The sequence below is a fragment of the Paenibacillus thailandensis genome, from assembly GCF_042685365.1.
Classification (GTDB): Bacteria; Bacillota; Bacilli; order Paenibacillales; family Paenibacillaceae; genus Paenibacillus_AP; species Paenibacillus_AP thailandensis.
In genome coordinates, this window is sequence record NZ_JBHUMY010000011.1 from 122,506 (window position 1) to 138,760 (window position 16,255).

The window sequence follows — 16,255 nt, forward strand, 5'->3', positions numbered from 1 at the left end:
CCGCTTCAATTCGGAACGAGGGGGCTTTCGTTATGGAGAAAAAAATCGTGCTTGCCGGCGGAACCGGCTTTATCGGCAAAATGCTGGAGGAAAGCTATTCGAAGCTGGGCTATCGGGTCGTGATCGTTTCCCGGCGGAACGGCTCCGTCGCGTGGGACGATAAGCAAGGCATCCGGGATGCGCTGGAGCATGCCGAGCTGCTGGTCAATCTGGCGGGAAAATCGGTCAATTGCCGGTACAACGCGAACAACCGCCGGGAAATTATGGAGTCCCGCACCGCGACGACGACCGCGCTCGGGGAAGCGCTTCTTGCCTGCGACAACCCTCCGCCGCTTTGGATCAATTCCAGCACCGGCACGATTTACCGCCATGCGGAGGACCGCCCGATGACGGAAACGGACGGCGAGATCGGCACCGGCTTTTCGGTCGAGGTGGCGAAGGCGTGGGAGAACGCCTTTTTCTCCTTCGACCTGCCCCGGACCAGACAAGCGGCTTTGCGGATCGCGATCGTTCTCGGCGACGGAAGCGTCATGACGCCCTACCGCAATCTGGTCAAGTTCGGCCTCGGCGGGGCTCACGGTTCGGGCAATCAGATGTTCAGCTGGATTCATATCCGCGATCTGTACCGTATTATCCGTTTCTTGCAGGAGCGGGAAGACTTGAGCGGCGTCTTTAACTGCGCGTCTCCCGATCCGGTTACGAACCGGGAGTTCATGAGCAGCCTGCGCCGCGCGATGAACCGCCCGTTCGGGCTGCCGGCCGCGCGGTGGATGCTCGAAGCCGGCGCCTGGGCGCTGCGCACGGAAACGGAGCTGATGCTGAAAAGCCGGTGGGTATGGCCCGAGAGACTGCTCCGGGAAGGGTTCGAATTCCAATTCGAAACGCTTGAAGAAGCGCTCCGGGACATCGTCGGCCGCAAAGATTAACCGTCTGCCGAGATACTGCGGCGACAGTCGAACGCGGCATATCGGAGCCATGGCCATTCGATGCCTTGACGCTTCGGCCACCCGCCCCTACAGATGCTTGCCGTTCACCTTCTCGTTGCGAACCATCTGCTCCAGCTTCTCGACCAGCTTGTCATGCTCCGGCGGCAGCGTCCGGGAGCCGAACAAGGAGCGGCGCTTATTGCGCTTCAGCAGCTCCAGCATGTACTGCTTTTCTTTTAACGTAAACATATGATTTCACTCTCGCTTTCTATCGCAGTTACCTGCTTTGCCGTAAACGTTCATCCCGTCCTAAGCATACCATTAGCGGGACGCCTTCCGCACCGGCCCTAGGAGAAAAACTTCTGCCGAAGTCTTGCGCTCCATAAGAAATTCGACCGCCGATGTGGTAAGATGAAGGAAGCGCCATAATCGAAAAGGAGAGACGCTTTGGTCATGCCTCATCTACTGTTCAGAGGAATCGCCGCCGAGAAGCTGCATGCCGTATGCGAGCCGCTTGCGGGCGAGCTTGCCGAAATATGCCGCACGGGCACGGACAATTTTACGATGGAAATTTCGAACGGAACGACTCTATGGGGATGCGAAGTAGAAACGAAAGGCTACATCTTCGTGGAAATCGCCTGGTTTGAGCGGGGACAGGAAACGAGGGACGCCGTCGCCCAAGCGGTCACCCGCCATCTGCTGAAATTGGGCGAAGCCGACATCGAGGTCGCCTTCCGCACTTACAGGGAAGACAGCTACTATGTGAACGGCCAATCGTTCGAGGAGCAGCGATAACGGCAGTGAGTTTTTTCATTCAAAAAGACGGCATTCACGATAGCGGTGAATGCCGTCACGCTTTTGTCCGGACGATGCGCCTATAGCTCCGGGGATAGCCGGAAAGGAGGCGGCGATACGGAACTATCCGCTCTTTAAGGAAGCTGACTGAATATTTTAATCTCCGAAACCAAACCTTCCTTTACCTCAAATTGCAAATGATCGGTCTGCGCTTCATTGCTAATCGCGTATGCGGCGTTATCGGGGTCGGTTCTGCCGTCAGGCGCCATTTCGATCCCGGGATATGCGGTTTTCACTTCTTCCAGCGTACTTCCGACTTCGATTCCCTTTGCCGTTTTATATCCTTCCTTGGAGAGAAGCATGGACATGATCCAAAACGTTTTTCCGTTTTGCTTGGGCGAAAAAAGCTCCATATGAAGCCCGTCATACTCCAATTTTTTAATAAATGACCCGGTATGGGTGTCTGCATTCTCTAATTGCTCTACATTTTGCGTTATCGGGGCTCCCAGCGTTTGCTCCAAATCGATTTCGTTATCCCAAACATGAAGGGATAGAACGGCGTTATTAACGCTTAACGAAAAATCGCTTGGCGCGCCGTTTTCCGATGCCGGTTCGCTTGACGGACTTTCCTCTTGAACGGCGGCCGTTTGTTCCTTTACCGTCTCCGCCGGCAAGTTTGCGTTAGATTGAACTGCATTTCGATCGGGTCCGGACGTTGTACATCCCGCAGAAAAGATCGCCAAGACGACCGCAGCGGCATAAAGCATGGCCTTCATCCTGCTCCTCCTTTAACGATTGTTACATGATTTGACGCCTGTTACACTTCTAACGCCGACTCCTTCGGTTTTGTTGCTTCGCATGAACGAAGCCTTTAGCGGGTGCCGGCAAAATCCCCAAGACCGTTAACAGTCTTCGACAACCAGTATCTTTTTCATTCCTGGCTTTCCTCCGGACGAAAGCTCCAACCGGTTACGAGGACGTAATCTCCTTCGTCATGCGCAGGAACGTCTTGCCGGCGACCCGCAGCTCGCCGGATTCCCTGTAGCCGAGCCTGGAATACAAGGCGTAAGCCCCGGCATTGTCCGGCTCGACGATGAGAGACGCGCGCGAGTAGCCTTTATCGCCGGTCCTCCTCTCGAACTCGGCGATCAGCTCCGTCGCGATTCCTTGTCCCCGGTATCCGGAGCCGACGGCAAGGGAATCCAAATAATAATCGCCTTTTTCCGCTTCCGTCTGGATATGCGGGTTCTCGCGCCCCGTCTCCTCCCGGATGCGTCTTAGAAGCGGCTTATCCAGCTCGGCGGCCTCGTCGCCCGAATAACAAAGCAGCATGCCCGCCACTTTGCCGTCCCTTTTATCGACAATGCAATTTTGATAGCTGACCCGGTTCCCTTCCTCCCGATACAGCTCTTCCAAAGCGGCGATCGCCTCCCCGTCGTCGTCCGTTCCCGTCAGATTCCGGGCAATCTCGCTGCCGATCGCCTCGAACATCAATGCGATAACCTCTCTTGCGTCCTGTTTTTCCGCCGGTACAATCATGCTGCTTATCCTCCGTTTGTTTGCATTTTTCCTTGTTTCTCCATTTATTCTACACAAGCGGCGCCCAATTATCATGGTATAATGGAAGCCGTCTTTCTATCCGACAGAGACACGAATGATGTTGAAAATGTTGCAGGTGATTGAAGTTGAACAAACATTACTATAAAACGCCGCTGGGCGTTCGCAAAGAGCCGCTGCTTGCGGCGTCCCGGGCATCCTCCAAAACAAGCAGAGAGCTCGTGGCCGATCACGAACGGGACGCCTACTTCTTCCGCGCGCTGGAAGCCGGCGGCATTCGGCTGAACGAACGGCAAATCGAAGCCGTGCGCCATCAGGACGGGCCGCTGCTAACGCTCGCCGGGGCCGGCTCGGGCAAGACGTCCGTGCTCGTCAGCCGTACCGCTTATTTGCTGGCCGTCCGCGGCGTAAAGCCCGAACAGGTGCTGCTCGTCACGTTCTCCAAAAAAGCGGCCGACGAGATGCAAAGCCGGATCGGCCGCATGCCGACGATCGGCCCGGAAGCCGCGAGACGAGTCGAGGCGCGGACGTTCCATTCGTTTTGCCTGCTGCTCCTGCGGCGCAACGGTTACCGCCAGGAGGTGCTCGGCGACGATGCGCGCAAGCTGTTTCTGTTCAAGAAGCTGCTGCGCGAGCGCGGAGCCGAAGAGAAATACGAGCCCGAGACGCTTGCCGCGCTTCTTTCCTCCTATAAGATGAACATGACGAATATAGACGATTTGCCGGAGCGGACGCATGAAGACGCGCTCGTCAAATCCGTCTTCCGGCGCTACGAAGAGTGGAAGGAAGAGCAAGGGCTGATCGATTACGACGACATGCTGGTGCTGGCTTGCCGGCTGCTGAAGGACGATCCGGCGCTGCTTGCCTCTCTTCAGCGGCGCTACCGCTACATCATGGCGGACGAGTTCCAGGATACGAACCTGATCCAATACGAGCTGATTACGATGCTTGCCGCGGAGCACCGGAATTTCATGGCCGTCGGCGACGACGACCAAACGATCTATTCTTTCAACGGGGCGCGCAACGAATATATTTTAAACTTCGAGCGGCAATATCCGGACGCGCGAACGATCGTCCTCGACGTCAACTACCGTTCCGGCGGCGGCATTATCGCGCTCGGCAACGCCATCATCCGGCTGAACAGACGGCGCAAGGACAAGACGCTGCTCGCCGCCAAAACGGCCGGGCCGCTGCCGCTGTTCGCCCGTCCCAAATCGGCCGACGAGGAAGCGGACATGATCGCGGACGAAATATGGAGACAGCATAAGGAGAAAGGCCGCAAATTCGGCGACTTCGCCGTGCTGTACCGCTGCGCCAGCGGCAGCCGCGCGCTGTTCGACCGGCTTGTGCTGCGCCAAGTGCCCTTCATCGATTACGGCAGCCGGGATTCGTTCTACGAATACAGCGTCATCAAGCCCGTGATCGCCCATCTGCGGCTGGCGGCCGACCGCCGCTCGTTCGACGCCATGAACGATATGCTGCAGACGCTGTATGTCGGACGCGAGCAGGCGATGCGCTATATTAAAGAGCAGGAGAGCATGAAGGCGAAAAAATACCCGCTCATCCATTTAACCCGCTGGCCCCAGCTCAAAGCTTATCATCAAGAAAAAATAAAGGAGCGGATCAAGCTGATCCGCTCGCTCGAACCGATGAAGCCGAAAGACGCGATACGGCTGCTGCGCGGTTCGTTTTACGATCAATATCTGGACATGGGCAAAACGCTCGAAAGCCAAACGGAGCATAAGGAGTCGCTCAAGGAGATGCTCGACGAGCTGGAAACGGCGGCAAGCCGGTTCCGGAGCATCGTCGAATTTCTGGCGTTCGTCGACGACATCGCCGAGCGCCATCGCCGCATGAAAGAAACGGTCAAACAAGGAAACGGCGGCGATGCGGTCCGGCTTATGACGATTCATAAAGCCAAAGGACTGGAATTTCCGGTCGTCTTTCTGACGGGCGCGTCGGAAGGAATGCTGCCGCACAGCTCCGCCTTGACGGCAGCCAAGCTTAAAGACCGCAGCATCCATCAGGAGGCCCCCGATGCGCTCGAGGAGGAGCGGAGGCTGGCGTACGTCGCGGTAACCCGGGCGCAAGAGGAGCTGTACGTCAGCTCCCCCGCCTATTATCATGGCAAAGCGGCCGATGTGTCCTCCTTTATTACGGCTGCCTATACCGGCATGAACCGGTAGAAAGCCGGGGCCGAGGCATCGTTCGAGGACTCGGCCCCGGCTTTATCCGTTCATTTTGCGGACGCCGCTTGCTCCTGATCCGCTTTCGTATAATAAAGCCTAAACACCAGATCCTGATTATGGTTGCCGAAGCCGGACCCGAACAGCGTCACGCCGCCGATATGCTCCGCATCGCTTTCGACGGCGATCCGGAACGTCCATTGGCTGTTGCGGACGTCGATCTCGTCGATCGTCACGTCCGACAGCTTGATGCCGTCCATGAACGTGCCTTCCTTCTTGACGATCAGATGCTTCAGCAGCCCGTACTGGTTGACGCTCTCGAACCACCAAGGCGGATTCAGCTTTCCTTTGCCCCCGAAATCGCCCGGGCTTGTCCACATCCCCAGCCGGACCCCGTTGAAATAAAACGTAATGTCGGATGGCCAATTATTGTTCGTATAGGGGGCTTCCGAGGAAATTTCCATCGAAATTTCCAGTTCCTCGGGCACTTCGCTGCCCATTAAGTAGTTCGGGAGCTTATATTCGATATAGCCTTGCCCGAACCATAAAATTTTGGCGTTAAGCCGGTCCGGATCGAGAAAACAGCGCGGATCGTCGAATATGCCGATGACGGAATTCCGGGTGCAGATGCCGCAGGTGGGCTGGATGTTCAAATCGGTGAAATGGCCGACCGACACTTCGGTTCTGCGCACCTCGCGGGGGACGACGTTTTTCGCCGGAAACGCGACCTCAAGATCCTCAACCGTCAGGCGGCAAACCTTCTGCGCGGCTCCGCCTTTGCCCGGCGTCATTTCGGACCGGACGAGGCCTGCCTTCTCCAGCTTCTTCACATGCATCGTCATGATCGCGCTGCTTAAGCCAAGCGCTTCCGCCAGCTCCTTAATATTCATCGGACGCTGCGACAGCAAATGAATCACTTGAATGCGGACATTGCTCGATATCGCTTCAAACACGGGCAAGTAATTTTCGGTCAGTTCGATTTTCAATGGGACCCCTCGACTTCCGTCTTTTAATAAAAAGCGAAATAATTAACATATCTGTTTACATTTGCGAATAGTGTGAACAAGAAGCCTTTTACAACGACTAAAAGGCGATAATAAGCGTTTGGCTGCCAGTTGTTCGCAAATATATAAATAAATTTATATTTTTGCATTTACAGCTCCTACTCTATATGCTATTTTAATATTGAAAACGGATTCATTCAACTTCAAAGAATGCGACACAAGGACCCGAACGCGGGAGGTGACCAGCCCGATCATCAATCGGCGCCCGGAACGATTACCGAATACGATACAAACGGATAGACCCGGTCGTCAGACGCGGAACATGCGATTATCGCCTCGCCGGATTCATTGTTTTTTTAAAAAGCGAATTGCGAAAGCGCTATCTTTTCCTGCGTTGCAACTGCTGTGCATATGCTTTTAACCAACCTGCTTCACAATGGTCAGCAATTCCACAATGTTATGGGAGGGTCAACGATGAAGAAGAAAAGTTGGGCAACTGTATTCATGCTAATGCTTGCCGCGATTATGGTTTGGGGCTGCGGCAGCTCGGGGTCCTCGTCATCCGGCGGGGAAAAATCGGTACTCGACGCGGGCGCGGGCGAAAACGCGACGACGCTTGAATTTTGGACCTTCGTCGAGCTGCACGGCAAGCATTTCGAAAGCATGCTGCAAAAGTGGAACGAGCAAAATCCGGACCGTCAAATCAAGCTGAACGTTACGGTTATGCCTTACGACGATATGCACAACAAGCTGCTGATGGCCATTCAGACCGGCTCCGGGGCTCCGGACATCGCCGATATCGAGGTCGGCAAATTCCCGGACTTCCTCTCCGGCACGCCTCAGCTCGAACCGCTGAACGACGCGGCCGAGCAGTACAAGGACACGATCGTCAAATCGCGGTTGGATTTATACAGCAAGGACGGCACCATTTACGGCTTTCCGACCCACGTAGGCGCAACGGTCGCCTTCTACAACACGGAAATTTTGCAGGAAGCCGGGGTCGACTATAAAACGATCGTGACATGGGACGACTTCAAGAAAGCGGGCATGCAGGTATACGAAAAAACGGGCAAATACATGGGCACCGCGGATACGAGCGCGCTTTGGCAGATTTCGCTGCTGCTCGCCCAACAAGGTACGGATTTGACCGACGCGGACGGCAAGCCGCAAGTCAACTCGGAAGAAGCGGTCAAAGCGTTGACGATGCTGAAGGATCTGCAGGATAACAACGTCATCGCCACGATCGCCGGCGGCCAGCCGGACACGGAAGAAGCTTACGGAGAATTCAGCGCAGGCAATTACGCAACCGCCTTTATGCCCCTGTGGCAAATGTCGCGCTATACGAACTACATGCCGGATCTTGCGGGCAAAATCGCAATCGCCCCGCTCCCGGTATTCGAGAAAGGCATGCCGAGATCGTACGGCGGCGGCGGCACGGGCACGGTTGTGACGAAAACGGCCAAAGACGTCCAGCTTGCGAAAGATTTCATCGCGTATGCGAAGCTGTCGCTTGACGCAAACATCAACATTTGGAACACGCTTGGCTTCGACCCGACCAACATGGACGTGTGGAGCATGAAAGACGTGACCCACAATCCGGAGAACGAATTCGTCAAATATTTCGTCAACAACCCGTTTGACGTGCTGAACGAAATCAAGGACGAAATTATGCTGATCAAATCGACCGCCTCTTCGCCGACGATCAACAACCAGTTCGGCACCGTGACGCTGAACGAAATTTTCGAGGACGGCAGAGACGTCAAGGAAGCGCTGGACGACGCCCAGGCGCAAATTGAGCAGCAGCTGAAATAGCCTTGCGCGAGCTACCCCTCCCGGGGTAGCTCTATTTCAAACGATAGGAGTAGAGTGATGATAAAACGATTCTTTTACTCGCAGAAGGTCGCTCCCTACGTATTCGTTTCGCCCTTTGTTCTTGTATTCGCCGTTTTCTGGGTTTATCCGCTGCTCAGCTCCTTCGGGATGAGCTTCCAGAACGTCAGTCTGGGACAGGAAACCGAGTGGATCGGCATGGACAATTACACGAAGCTGATGGGCGATACGATCTTTCTGAAAGCCGTCACCAACAGCGTCGTCTACATGCTGTTGACGCTCGTCATCCTTATTCCTCTTCCGATGCTGCTGGCGGTGTTGATCAACAGCAAAGTGATGTGGGGCCGGGAAATATTTAAGTCGGCGTTTTTCTTCCCTGCTTTGACGTCCGTCGTCGTAGCCGGCACGATATTCCGGCTCATGTTCGGCGAGATGGACACGTCGCTGATCAACAGCGTTCTGGGCTGGTTCGGCATGGAGCCCGTCAAGTTTCTGAAAGGACAGATAACCGGGTTCATCGCCCTGCTGGCGCTGGCTACGTGGAGATGGCTTGGGGTTAACATGCTTTATTTCTTGTCCGGCCTGAAGAACATTCCCGACGATTACTACGAAGCCGCTTCGATCGACGGGGCGTCGACGTTTCAGAAATTTACCCGGATTACCGTTCCGCTCCTGAAGCCTACGACGATCTATGTCGTGACGATCAGCATTTACGCGGGTCTTGCCATGTTCATCGAAAGCATCATGCTATGGAACGGCAACAATTCGCCGAAGAACATCGGCCTCACCATCGTCGGCTACCTGTACCGGCAAGGCATCGAGAAAAACGATCTCGGCTATGCGGCAGCCGTCGGCATCGTGCTGCTGGTCATTGCGATGGCGATCAACCTGACGCAGCTTGCCTTTACCGGCATGTTCAAGAAGGGGGATTAAGATGAGCAAATCATTAACGACCGTAAACAAAATCGTCCTCTTCGTTCTATTTGCGATCATCAGCATCCTGATTCTGATCCCTTTTTATGCCATAGCGTTAGGCTCTTTCAAGCCGGGCAAAGAATTGGTCCGCCAAGGGCTGAACCTGAAGCTGGACTTCTCGGTCATGAGCTTCGATAACTTTGTATTCCTGTTTACCGGCGATCACGCTTATTTCACGTGGTTTACCAATTCGCTTCTGCTGACGATCGTTCAAGTCGTGCTTACGCTTCTGATCAGCGCGACGGTCGCATACGGCTTTGCCGCATACGAGTTCAGGGGCAAAAACTTCCTGTTCATCTGCGTGCTTCTCATTATGATGGTGCCGTTCGAAATCTTGCTGATGCCGCTGTACACGTTAACGTACAATATGGGCTTGATGAACAGTTATTCGGCCATCATCCTGCCGGGCGTCGCAAGCGCTTCGACGATCTTTTTCTTCCGCCAATATTTGCGCGGCGTTCCGAGCGAAATCATCGACGCGGGCAGAGTCGACGGCGCTTCCGAATACGGCATCTACGCCCGTCTCATTCTGCCGGTCATGAAGCCCGCCTTCGCGGCCATGGCCATTCTGAACGGCATGAACAGCTGGAACAACATCCTGTGGCCGTTCATGGTCATCAGCGACGCGGGCAAATATACGCTGCCGATCGGCCTGAAGACGCTGCTGACGCCTTACGGCAACAACTACGATCTGCTGATCGTCGGCTCCTTCTTCTCGATCCTGCCGATTCTCATCCTGTTCCTGGCGTTCCAGAAATATTTCATCGACGGCATGACCGCCGGCGCGGTCAAAGGATAGCGAATAAGCGGAAGACGCATAGCGGCATCGCCCTTGCTGCAAGGGACGATGCCGCTATGCGTGTTGCCCGCCTCGGGGACGTCAGCATTATTCGTCTATCCCCGCGCGATCTTCCCGCCAAGCTTCATCCTCTTCATTCGGCTTCGCTCCATGGCCGATTGATCGTATCCATCACTCGTTGTACCCGCACCCCATCCTCGAACGCCGGAAGCGCCGGAGCCTCCTCGCCGCGGATCGCCCTCGCCAGTTCGCCGTATAACGACCATTGCGCATGGATGTAGCCTCTGATCTCGGGGGCAAACAATCGGGCATCCAACGGTTGTTCTACCGGAACCGCTTTATAACCGGAGCTTCCGGAAGAAGCAAACGTCAGTTGCTTATCGTGCAGGAGCAACGTTCCTCCCGAGCCATGAATTTCAAGCCTCGCCGGGCGAATCGTAGACGAAGCGATAAACTGCAAAGCAAACGAGCCCCCGTCCGGCCATATCCCGTGTACAAAAAAGGAATCGTCCGCCCCTTCCGGACCCGGAATGCTTTCCCTGGCCGTGAACCCATGATATAACTTCATCGGGCCGAACCAGTACTGCAGCGCATCAATCATATGCGATCCGACGGCGCCCAGCATTCCTCCGCCTTTTCCCGAAACCGTCTCCCATTCGCTCCGAGCTTTGCGTTTCTGCGGCCGAAGCGGCCATGCCTCCGCCCAATCGACATGATAAAGAGCGCCAAGCTTACCTGCGTCCAAAATCCTCTTTATCGCTTGACGTTCCGGTGAAAACCGCCACTCGAAGTTGATCGCCGCGATCCGGCCCGCCCGCCGGGCAGCGCAGTGCATCGCAGACGCCTGATCGGCGTTTAACGCAGGCGGCTTTTCGCAAAGCACATGAAGCCCCGCCTCCAGACAAGCTAATGACATCTCCGAATGAAGCGACGGTTCCGAAGCTATTACGGCCAGATCAAGCCGCGCTTCCGCTATCATGCGCCTCCAATCCTGATACGCCTGTGAAAGGCCGAGACGTTCCGCCGCGGCTTGAGCCCTTCCCGGTCGGATGCTGCTAATCGCGACCAATTCGTACTCCGGATGCCGCTTTAGAACGGGACCGTGCACCTGCGCGCCGAATCCCGTTCCGATGATGCCGGTCCGAATCGCCAATCGAACTCCCCCTTTACTCGAATTAATTCAATTATAAATAGGGCGGGCCTTCCCACGCTAATTATGAAAAAAGCCAAGCTTGGCCCCGAACCGCACTTTTCTGCAATCGAAAAGTACAGTTTGCCGTCGCTTGGCTTTTCTCTATGCTCCTTTACCATCCGTCCGAACGATGTCGCCGGTAACTATTTCTTCAATTCTTCAATCCCTCTTTGAAGCTGCGTGTCCTCCTGCTCCAGCTTCGCCGACAATAGCTCAATCATCCGGTAAGCGGTCTTGCCGTCGTATTCGCCCGTCGCTTCAAGCCCTTCCGCCTGCTGAAACGCGCGCAGCGCCGAAGCCGTCTGCTCGCCGAAATAACCGATGTCGCCGACGGGGCCGTACCCAAGCGTCTTCAGCATCGTCTGCAGCGTCTTCACGTCGTCGCCGTAGCTTCCGAGCTTCAGCTTGCTGCTCGACGAAATAGCCTTCAAATACGCGTAATCCGGCAGCTTGATCTCGATATCCGGCTTGATGCCCTGCTTATGGATCCATTCGCCGTTCGGCGATTTCCACTGGGCCTGCGTCAGGCTAAGCACCGATCCGTCCTTGAATTGGCTGAACGCTTGCACGATTCCTTTGCCGAACGTCTTCTCCCCGATGACGACGGCTCCGGCCGATTCCTTTAATGCCGCCGTCAGCACTTCGCTCGCGCTTGCCGATTGTCCGTTCACCAATACGGCGATCGGAATGTTCCAGGCTTCCTTTTGCCTCGATTTGTACGTAATGACCGGCTTCTCGTCTTTATAGGCCACCTGCACCACCGTTTTATCCTTCGGCACAAGCATATCGGCGATTTCGAGAGTCGGTTCGAGCAGCCCGCCCGGATTCGAACGCAAATCGAGCAGCAGCCCTTTCATTTCCCCTTCCTTCTTAAGCGCCGCAATGGCCGCATCGAACTCCTCGGCCGTTTTTTCGGCGAACCGGCTAATCGTAACGAGGCCGATACCGTCCTCCAGCATACGGTAGCTTACCGTCTCCACCGGAATCGCTTCCCTCGTCAGCTCGAAATCGATCGCCTCCTGTTCCCCCGGGCGCTCCACGGTCACCTTCACTTTCGTTCCTTTGTCCCCGCGCAGCTTGCCGACCAAATCCTGAAGCGTCAGCCCTTCCACGGAATTCCCGTCAACGGCCGTAATTCTATCGCCGGGCAGCAAGCCGGAACGCTCCGCCGGCGCGTCCTTCGTCAAGGCGTTAATGACGAATTGGCCGTCCTCCTGCCGGACCTCCGCCCCGATGCCGTAAAACTCTCCTTCGTAGCTATCCTTGTAAGCTTCGCCAAGCTCGCCGGCCATATAGCTGGAATACGGATCGCCAAGCGAAGCGACCATCCCCTCCGAAGCGCCGTCGATTAACTTCTTCGCGTCCGCGCCCTCCAAATATTTATCCATAATCGTTTGATAAGAAGCGGCAAAATTATGAAATGCGGGCTCCTTCAGCATCGGATACCGGTAAAGCATCCACCCCCAGCACAGCAAAAAACCGACCGCCGCGCATACAATCGCGCCGGCGACGGTCTTCCAGCCCCGCTTGTTCTCTTTTCCATCCTTCATGTCGTACATTTGTTCATCTCCCGTATGCGCATGGCTCGCAGGCCATCCTTCGTTTCCGATAACCCGGTAAGCCTTAATTATATCGCACTCGCGGCGAATAGTTAAATAACGGACGGCAGCGCCGGCCATTCACGTCAAAAAAATCCAAAAACCGATTGACACCGGCACCCGTCCCATATTATTATCACATCGAAGAATGATAATCATTATCAAACAACTAGATCCGGCCGAGTTCGCTTTGAACCCGGCTTCCCTTTTACCGACCGGATGAGAATGATTATTATTAACATTTTTATAAAGGGGAGTTTTCTCGGATGTTAAGGTCAAGAAAGCTTATGGTTGTTACGGCTTACGTGCTGCTGGTTGTGGCCGTTATCGCCGGCTGCGGACAAGCGCAGGGCGAGACTCGCGTGCCCGAACGGCAGGAGCAGGAGAGCACATCGGGCTCGGGAGGCGGCGGCGCAGCCGGAAACGGCGGACAAACCGAAGCCGGGAACGGGCAAGTCCGAACGATCGAGCACGCAATGGGAACGACGAAAGTGAGCGGCACGCCGCAACGTGTTGTAACGTTGTATCAAGGCGCGTCGGATATCGCCGTCGCTTTGGGGGTAAAGCCGGTCGGGATCGTTGAATCGTGGGCGGAGCAGCCGGTCTATCAATATTTGAGAGCGGATCTTGAAGGGGTTCCGATCGTCGGCGAGGAAACGCAGCCGAACCTGGAGGAAATCGCCAAGCTGAAGCCGGATTTGATTATCGCGTCGAAACTGAGGCACGAGGCCATATACGAGCAGCTGTCGAAAATCGCGCCGACGATTACGCACGAGACCGTCTTCAAGTTTAAAGACACGGTACAATTAATGGGGCAAGCTTTGAACAAAGAAGAGCAGGCGAGCGCGCTTCTTGCCGACTGGGACGGAAGAGTCGCCGATTTCAAGCAAAAAATAGCGGCAAAGCTGGGCGATCAGTGGCCGATCGAGGCGTCGGTTCTTAATTTCAGGTCGGACCACGCCCGCATTTACGTGACGGGATATGCCGGAGACATATTGAACGAGCTTGGCTTCACCCGGTCCGAATACCAGCAGAAAGAGGCGGACAAAGGAACGGTCGTGGTGAAGCTGACGGACAAAGAAAGCATCCCGAGCATGAACGCCGAAGTCTTTTTCGTATTTTTGTCGGACCCGGGCAACGAGGAAGCCGTTCAAACCATGTACGAGGAATGGACGAATCACCCGCTCTGGAAAACGCTTGACGCGGTCAAAGCCGATCAGGTCTATATGATCGACGAGGTTGTATGGAATCTGGCCGGCGGCATCACGTCCGCCAATCTGCTTCTCGACCAGCTTTATGAGCATTTCGGACTGGAACCGTAATCGATGTTGAGCTTATTTTCGCGCACTTGGGCCAAATGGTTCGGGCTTACGTCGGGGCTGCTTCTTATGGCGGCCGCCTTCATGGCCAGCGTTTCGTTCGGTCAAACGCCGATGGAGCTGAAGACGGTTTGGAACGCTTTTTTCGCCTATGACGAAAGCGTAACGGAGCATGTTATCATTACGACTTCGAGGTTGTCCCGCGCGCTTATCGCCGCGGTCATCGGAGCGAGCCTGGCGATTGCCGGGGCGCTCCTTCAAGCGTTAACGAAAAACCCGCTTGCTTCGTCCGACATTTTCGGCATCAACTCGGGAGCCGTCTTTTTTATCGTCGCGGGGATCTCTTTTTTCTCGGTCGCTTCGCTTGTCCATTACATGTGGATCGCCTTTGCAGGAGCCGCAGTCTCGACCTTGATGGTTTACGCGCTCGGGTCTCTCGGCGGAAGAAGCGTATCGCCGATGAGATTCGTGCTGGCCGGAGCGGCGATCTCCGCCTTATTCGTCTGCTTGACGCAAGGCGCGCTCGTCACGAGCCAGCAGAACCTCGAAGGCATCTTGTTCTGGCTTGCCGGCTCCGTAGCCGGCAGAACGGCCGATATGCTGCTTCCGATATTGCCTTTTATGATCGGAGGCTGGATCGCCGCCTTCCTGCTCGCGCATCCCGTTAATATTTTGACATCGGGCGAGGATATCGCCAAAGGCTTGGGCCAACGCACGAATGCGGTCAAGCTGGCGATGATTGCCGTTATCGTCTTGCTGGCCGGCGGCTCCGTTGCGGTCGGAGGCTCGATCGGCTTTATCGGCCTCGTCGTTCCCCATATGGTTCGCGGGCTTGTCGGAACCGATTACCGGTGGATCATCCCGTATTGCGCGGTATACGGCGCCAGCCTGCTGCTGCTGGCCGACGTCGCGGCGCGGTTCATCATTATGCCGCAAGAGATGCCGATCGGCGTCATGACGGCGCTGATCGGAACGCCTTTCTTTATTTACCTTGCGCGCAGGAGGCCGGTTCAAACATGAATATCCCTTATCGAAACCGTTCGGGAACGGCTCCCTTTGCGGCCAATAAAAAAAGAGCTGCGGTTATCGCCGCCTTGACGGTCATAACCGCCGCCCTGTTTCTGGGCGGACTGTCGGTCGGCAGCACGATGCTGAATCCGGTGGATGTCGTCATCCATTTAGCGGGGGCGGGAAACGGCGATCTCGCCTTTGCCGTCGATACGGTCAGGCTGCCGCGAATGGTTCTGGCCATGCTGGCGGGAGCGGCGCTTGGCGTGGCGGGTTTGATCATGCAAGGCGTGGTCCGTAACCCGCTCGGCTCGCCGGACGTCATCGGCGTTACGGGCGGCGCCTCCTTTGCGGCCGTCTTTTTTATGACGTATCTGTCCGGCACGGTCGGCATCGGGTGGCTTCCGGTCGCTGCCATCGCCGGGGCAAGCGCCGTGTCCGCCTTGATTTACAGTTTGGCCTGGAAACGCGGCGTTTCCCCCGTTCGCCTCGTTCTCGTCGGCATCGGGCTCGCCGCGTTCACCGGAGCGCTAACGACGACGATGATCGTCATGAGCGATATCGATTCGGCGTTAAGCGCTTATCTATGGTTAACCGGGAGCGTTTACGGAGCAACGTGGAGCGATGTATACGCCCTCCTGCCATGGACGGCCGTTCTTATCCCTTTATCCGTCTTTTATTCCAGAGCCGCTGGCGTCATGGAGCTTGGCGACGAAACGGCTTCCGGACTTGGCGTACGGGTGCAGGCGCACCGGTTGTCCATGCTGGCGATCTGCGTCGCTTTGGCGGGCTCGGCCGTCGCATACGCGGGAGGCATCGGCTTTGTCGGACTCATTGCGCCCCATATGGCCCGAAAGCTGATCGGCCGCCCGTTCGGTCCTAACGTTGCCGCTTCCGCGCTAATCGGCGGAACGATCGTGGCGGCGGCGGACGTCGTGGCCCGGACCGCGTTTCTGCCGCTCGATATCCCGGCGGGCGTATTCGTATCGGGGATCGGCGCGCCGTTTTTTATCTATTTGCTTTATCGCAGCCGTCACCGGCCAGCTTAATCCGCGAAGGAGGAGTT

The 16,255-nt window shown here is 55.9% G+C and carries 15 protein-coding genes; 9 read left to right on the forward strand and 6 right to left on the reverse strand.

Features of this window, described 5'->3' with window-relative positions:
- Positions 1–32: 32 nt before the first annotated feature.
- Complete coding sequence (locus tag ACFSW5_RS11065) at positions 33–926, forward strand: TIGR01777 family oxidoreductase (protein WP_379272702.1); 894 nt, start codon at positions 33–35, stop codon at positions 924–926.
- Between the two features lie 87 nt (positions 927–1,013).
- Here the strand turns inward: ACFSW5_RS11065 and ACFSW5_RS11070 are convergent, their stop codons facing one another.
- Positions 1,014–1,175: a hypothetical protein gene (locus ACFSW5_RS11070; RefSeq protein WP_379272704.1), complete on the reverse strand. Its 162-nt coding sequence runs from the start codon at positions 1,173–1,175 to the stop codon at positions 1,014–1,016.
- Positions 1,176–1,379: 204 nt separating this feature from the next.
- Between ACFSW5_RS11070 and ACFSW5_RS11075 the strand changes: the two genes are divergently transcribed.
- Complete coding sequence (locus tag ACFSW5_RS11075) at positions 1,380–1,721, forward strand: DUF1904 family protein (protein WP_379272706.1); 342 nt, start codon at positions 1,380–1,382, stop codon at positions 1,719–1,721.
- Positions 1,722–1,855: 134 nt separating this feature from the next.
- On the opposite strand, the gene ACFSW5_RS11080 is transcribed toward ACFSW5_RS11075, so the two are convergent.
- Together ACFSW5_RS11080 and ACFSW5_RS11085 are read right to left on the reverse strand one after the other, a co-directional pair.
- A complete protein-coding gene (locus ACFSW5_RS11080) occupies positions 1,856–2,497 on the reverse strand; it encodes a hypothetical protein (protein WP_379272709.1) in 642 nt (213 codons plus the stop codon).
- A 193-nt stretch (positions 2,498–2,690) separates the two neighbouring features.
- Entirely contained in the window at positions 2,691–3,260 is a 570-nt protein-coding gene (locus ACFSW5_RS11085) for a GNAT family N-acetyltransferase (protein ID WP_379272711.1), read from the reverse strand.
- Positions 3,261–3,406: 146 nt separating this feature from the next.
- Here ACFSW5_RS11085 and ACFSW5_RS11090 point away from each other — a divergent pair, with 146 nt between their 5' ends.
- Positions 3,407–5,464, forward strand: coding sequence for an ATP-dependent helicase (locus tag ACFSW5_RS11090; RefSeq protein WP_379272714.1), 2,058 nt, complete (start codon positions 3,407–3,409; stop codon positions 5,462–5,464).
- A gap of 50 nt (positions 5,465–5,514) precedes the next feature.
- Here the strand turns inward: ACFSW5_RS11090 and ACFSW5_RS11095 are convergent, their stop codons facing one another.
- On the reverse strand, positions 5,515–6,450 hold the full coding sequence (locus tag ACFSW5_RS11095; RefSeq protein WP_379272716.1) for an ArsR/SmtB family transcription factor: 936 nt from the start codon (positions 6,448–6,450) through the stop codon (positions 5,515–5,517).
- A gap of 492 nt (positions 6,451–6,942) precedes the next feature.
- Here ACFSW5_RS11095 and ACFSW5_RS11100 point away from each other — a divergent pair, with 492 nt between their 5' ends.
- Genes ACFSW5_RS11100 through ACFSW5_RS11110 form a run of 3 tightly spaced genes read left to right on the forward strand, consistent with a single transcriptional unit; the run spans position 6,943 to position 10,072 of the window.
- Positions 6,943–8,280, forward strand: coding sequence for an extracellular solute-binding protein (locus ACFSW5_RS11100; RefSeq protein ID WP_379272719.1), 1,338 nt, complete (start codon positions 6,943–6,945; stop codon positions 8,278–8,280).
- A 57-nt stretch (positions 8,281–8,337) separates the two neighbouring features.
- A complete protein-coding gene (locus tag ACFSW5_RS11105; protein ID WP_379272722.1) occupies positions 8,338–9,231 on the forward strand; it encodes a carbohydrate ABC transporter permease in 894 nt (297 codons plus the stop codon).
- 1 nt (position 9,232) lies between these two features.
- Entirely contained in the window at positions 9,233–10,072 is an 840-nt protein-coding gene (locus ACFSW5_RS11110) for a carbohydrate ABC transporter permease (protein WP_379272724.1), read from the forward strand.
- 133 nt (positions 10,073–10,205) lie between these two features.
- On the opposite strand, the gene ACFSW5_RS11115 is transcribed toward ACFSW5_RS11110, so the two are convergent.
- Together ACFSW5_RS11115 and ACFSW5_RS11120 are read right to left on the reverse strand one after the other, a co-directional pair.
- Complete coding sequence (locus ACFSW5_RS11115) at positions 10,206–11,225, reverse strand: Gfo/Idh/MocA family protein (RefSeq protein WP_379272727.1); 1,020 nt, start codon at positions 11,223–11,225, stop codon at positions 10,206–10,208.
- Positions 11,226–11,407: 182 nt separating this feature from the next.
- Entirely contained in the window at positions 11,408–12,823 is a 1,416-nt protein-coding gene (locus ACFSW5_RS11120) for a S41 family peptidase (RefSeq protein WP_379272729.1), read from the reverse strand.
- A 305-nt stretch (positions 12,824–13,128) separates the two neighbouring features.
- Between ACFSW5_RS11120 and ACFSW5_RS11125 the strand changes: the two genes are divergently transcribed.
- The 3 genes from ACFSW5_RS11125 to ACFSW5_RS11135 are packed head-to-tail and all read left to right on the forward strand — an operon-like array spanning position 13,129 to position 16,238.
- On the forward strand, positions 13,129–14,184 hold the full coding sequence (locus ACFSW5_RS11125; RefSeq protein WP_379272732.1) for an ABC transporter substrate-binding protein: 1,056 nt from the start codon (positions 13,129–13,131) through the stop codon (positions 14,182–14,184).
- Between the two features lie 3 nt (positions 14,185–14,187).
- Entirely contained in the window at positions 14,188–15,201 is a 1,014-nt protein-coding gene (locus ACFSW5_RS11130; protein WP_379272735.1) for a FecCD family ABC transporter permease, read from the forward strand.
- Positions 15,198–16,238 (forward strand): FecCD family ABC transporter permease, encoded by a 1,041-nt coding sequence (locus ACFSW5_RS11135; RefSeq protein WP_379272737.1) that lies wholly within the window; start codon positions 15,198–15,200, stop codon positions 16,236–16,238. Before ACFSW5_RS11130 ends, ACFSW5_RS11135 begins: the two co-directional genes overlap by 4 nt.
- Positions 16,239–16,255: the final 17 nt, after the last annotated feature.

Coding starts and splice junctions, on each gene's coding strand:
- ACFSW5_RS11065 (WP_379272702.1), top strand. CDS start 33: ATGGAGAAAAAAATCGTGCTTGCCGGCGGAACCGGCTTTATCGGCAAA.
- ACFSW5_RS11070 (WP_379272704.1), bottom strand. CDS start 1,175: ATGTTTACGTTAAAAGAAAAGCAGTACATGCTGGAGCTGCTGAAGCGC.
- ACFSW5_RS11075 (WP_379272706.1), top strand. CDS start 1,380: ATGCCTCATCTACTGTTCAGAGGAATCGCCGCCGAGAAGCTGCATGCC.
- ACFSW5_RS11080 (WP_379272709.1), bottom strand. CDS start 2,497: ATGAAGGCCATGCTTTATGCCGCTGCGGTCGTCTTGGCGATCTTTTCT.
- ACFSW5_RS11085 (WP_379272711.1), bottom strand. CDS start 3,260: ATGATTGTACCGGCGGAAAAACAGGACGCAAGAGAGGTTATCGCATTG.
- ACFSW5_RS11100 (WP_379272719.1), top strand. CDS start 6,943: ATGAAGAAGAAAAGTTGGGCAACTGTATTCATGCTAATGCTTGCCGCG.
- ACFSW5_RS11105 (WP_379272722.1), top strand. CDS start 8,338: ATGATAAAACGATTCTTTTACTCGCAGAAGGTCGCTCCCTACGTATTC.
- ACFSW5_RS11110 (WP_379272724.1), top strand. CDS start 9,233: ATGAGCAAATCATTAACGACCGTAAACAAAATCGTCCTCTTCGTTCTA.
- ACFSW5_RS11120 (WP_379272729.1), bottom strand. CDS start 12,823: ATGTACGACATGAAGGATGGAAAAGAGAACAAGCGGGGCTGGAAGACC.
- ACFSW5_RS11125 (WP_379272732.1), top strand. CDS start 13,129: ATGTTAAGGTCAAGAAAGCTTATGGTTGTTACGGCTTACGTGCTGCTG.
- ACFSW5_RS11130 (WP_379272735.1), top strand. CDS start 14,188: ATGTTGAGCTTATTTTCGCGCACTTGGGCCAAATGGTTCGGGCTTACG.
- ACFSW5_RS11135 (WP_379272737.1), top strand. CDS start 15,198: ATGAATATCCCTTATCGAAACCGTTCGGGAACGGCTCCCTTTGCGGCC.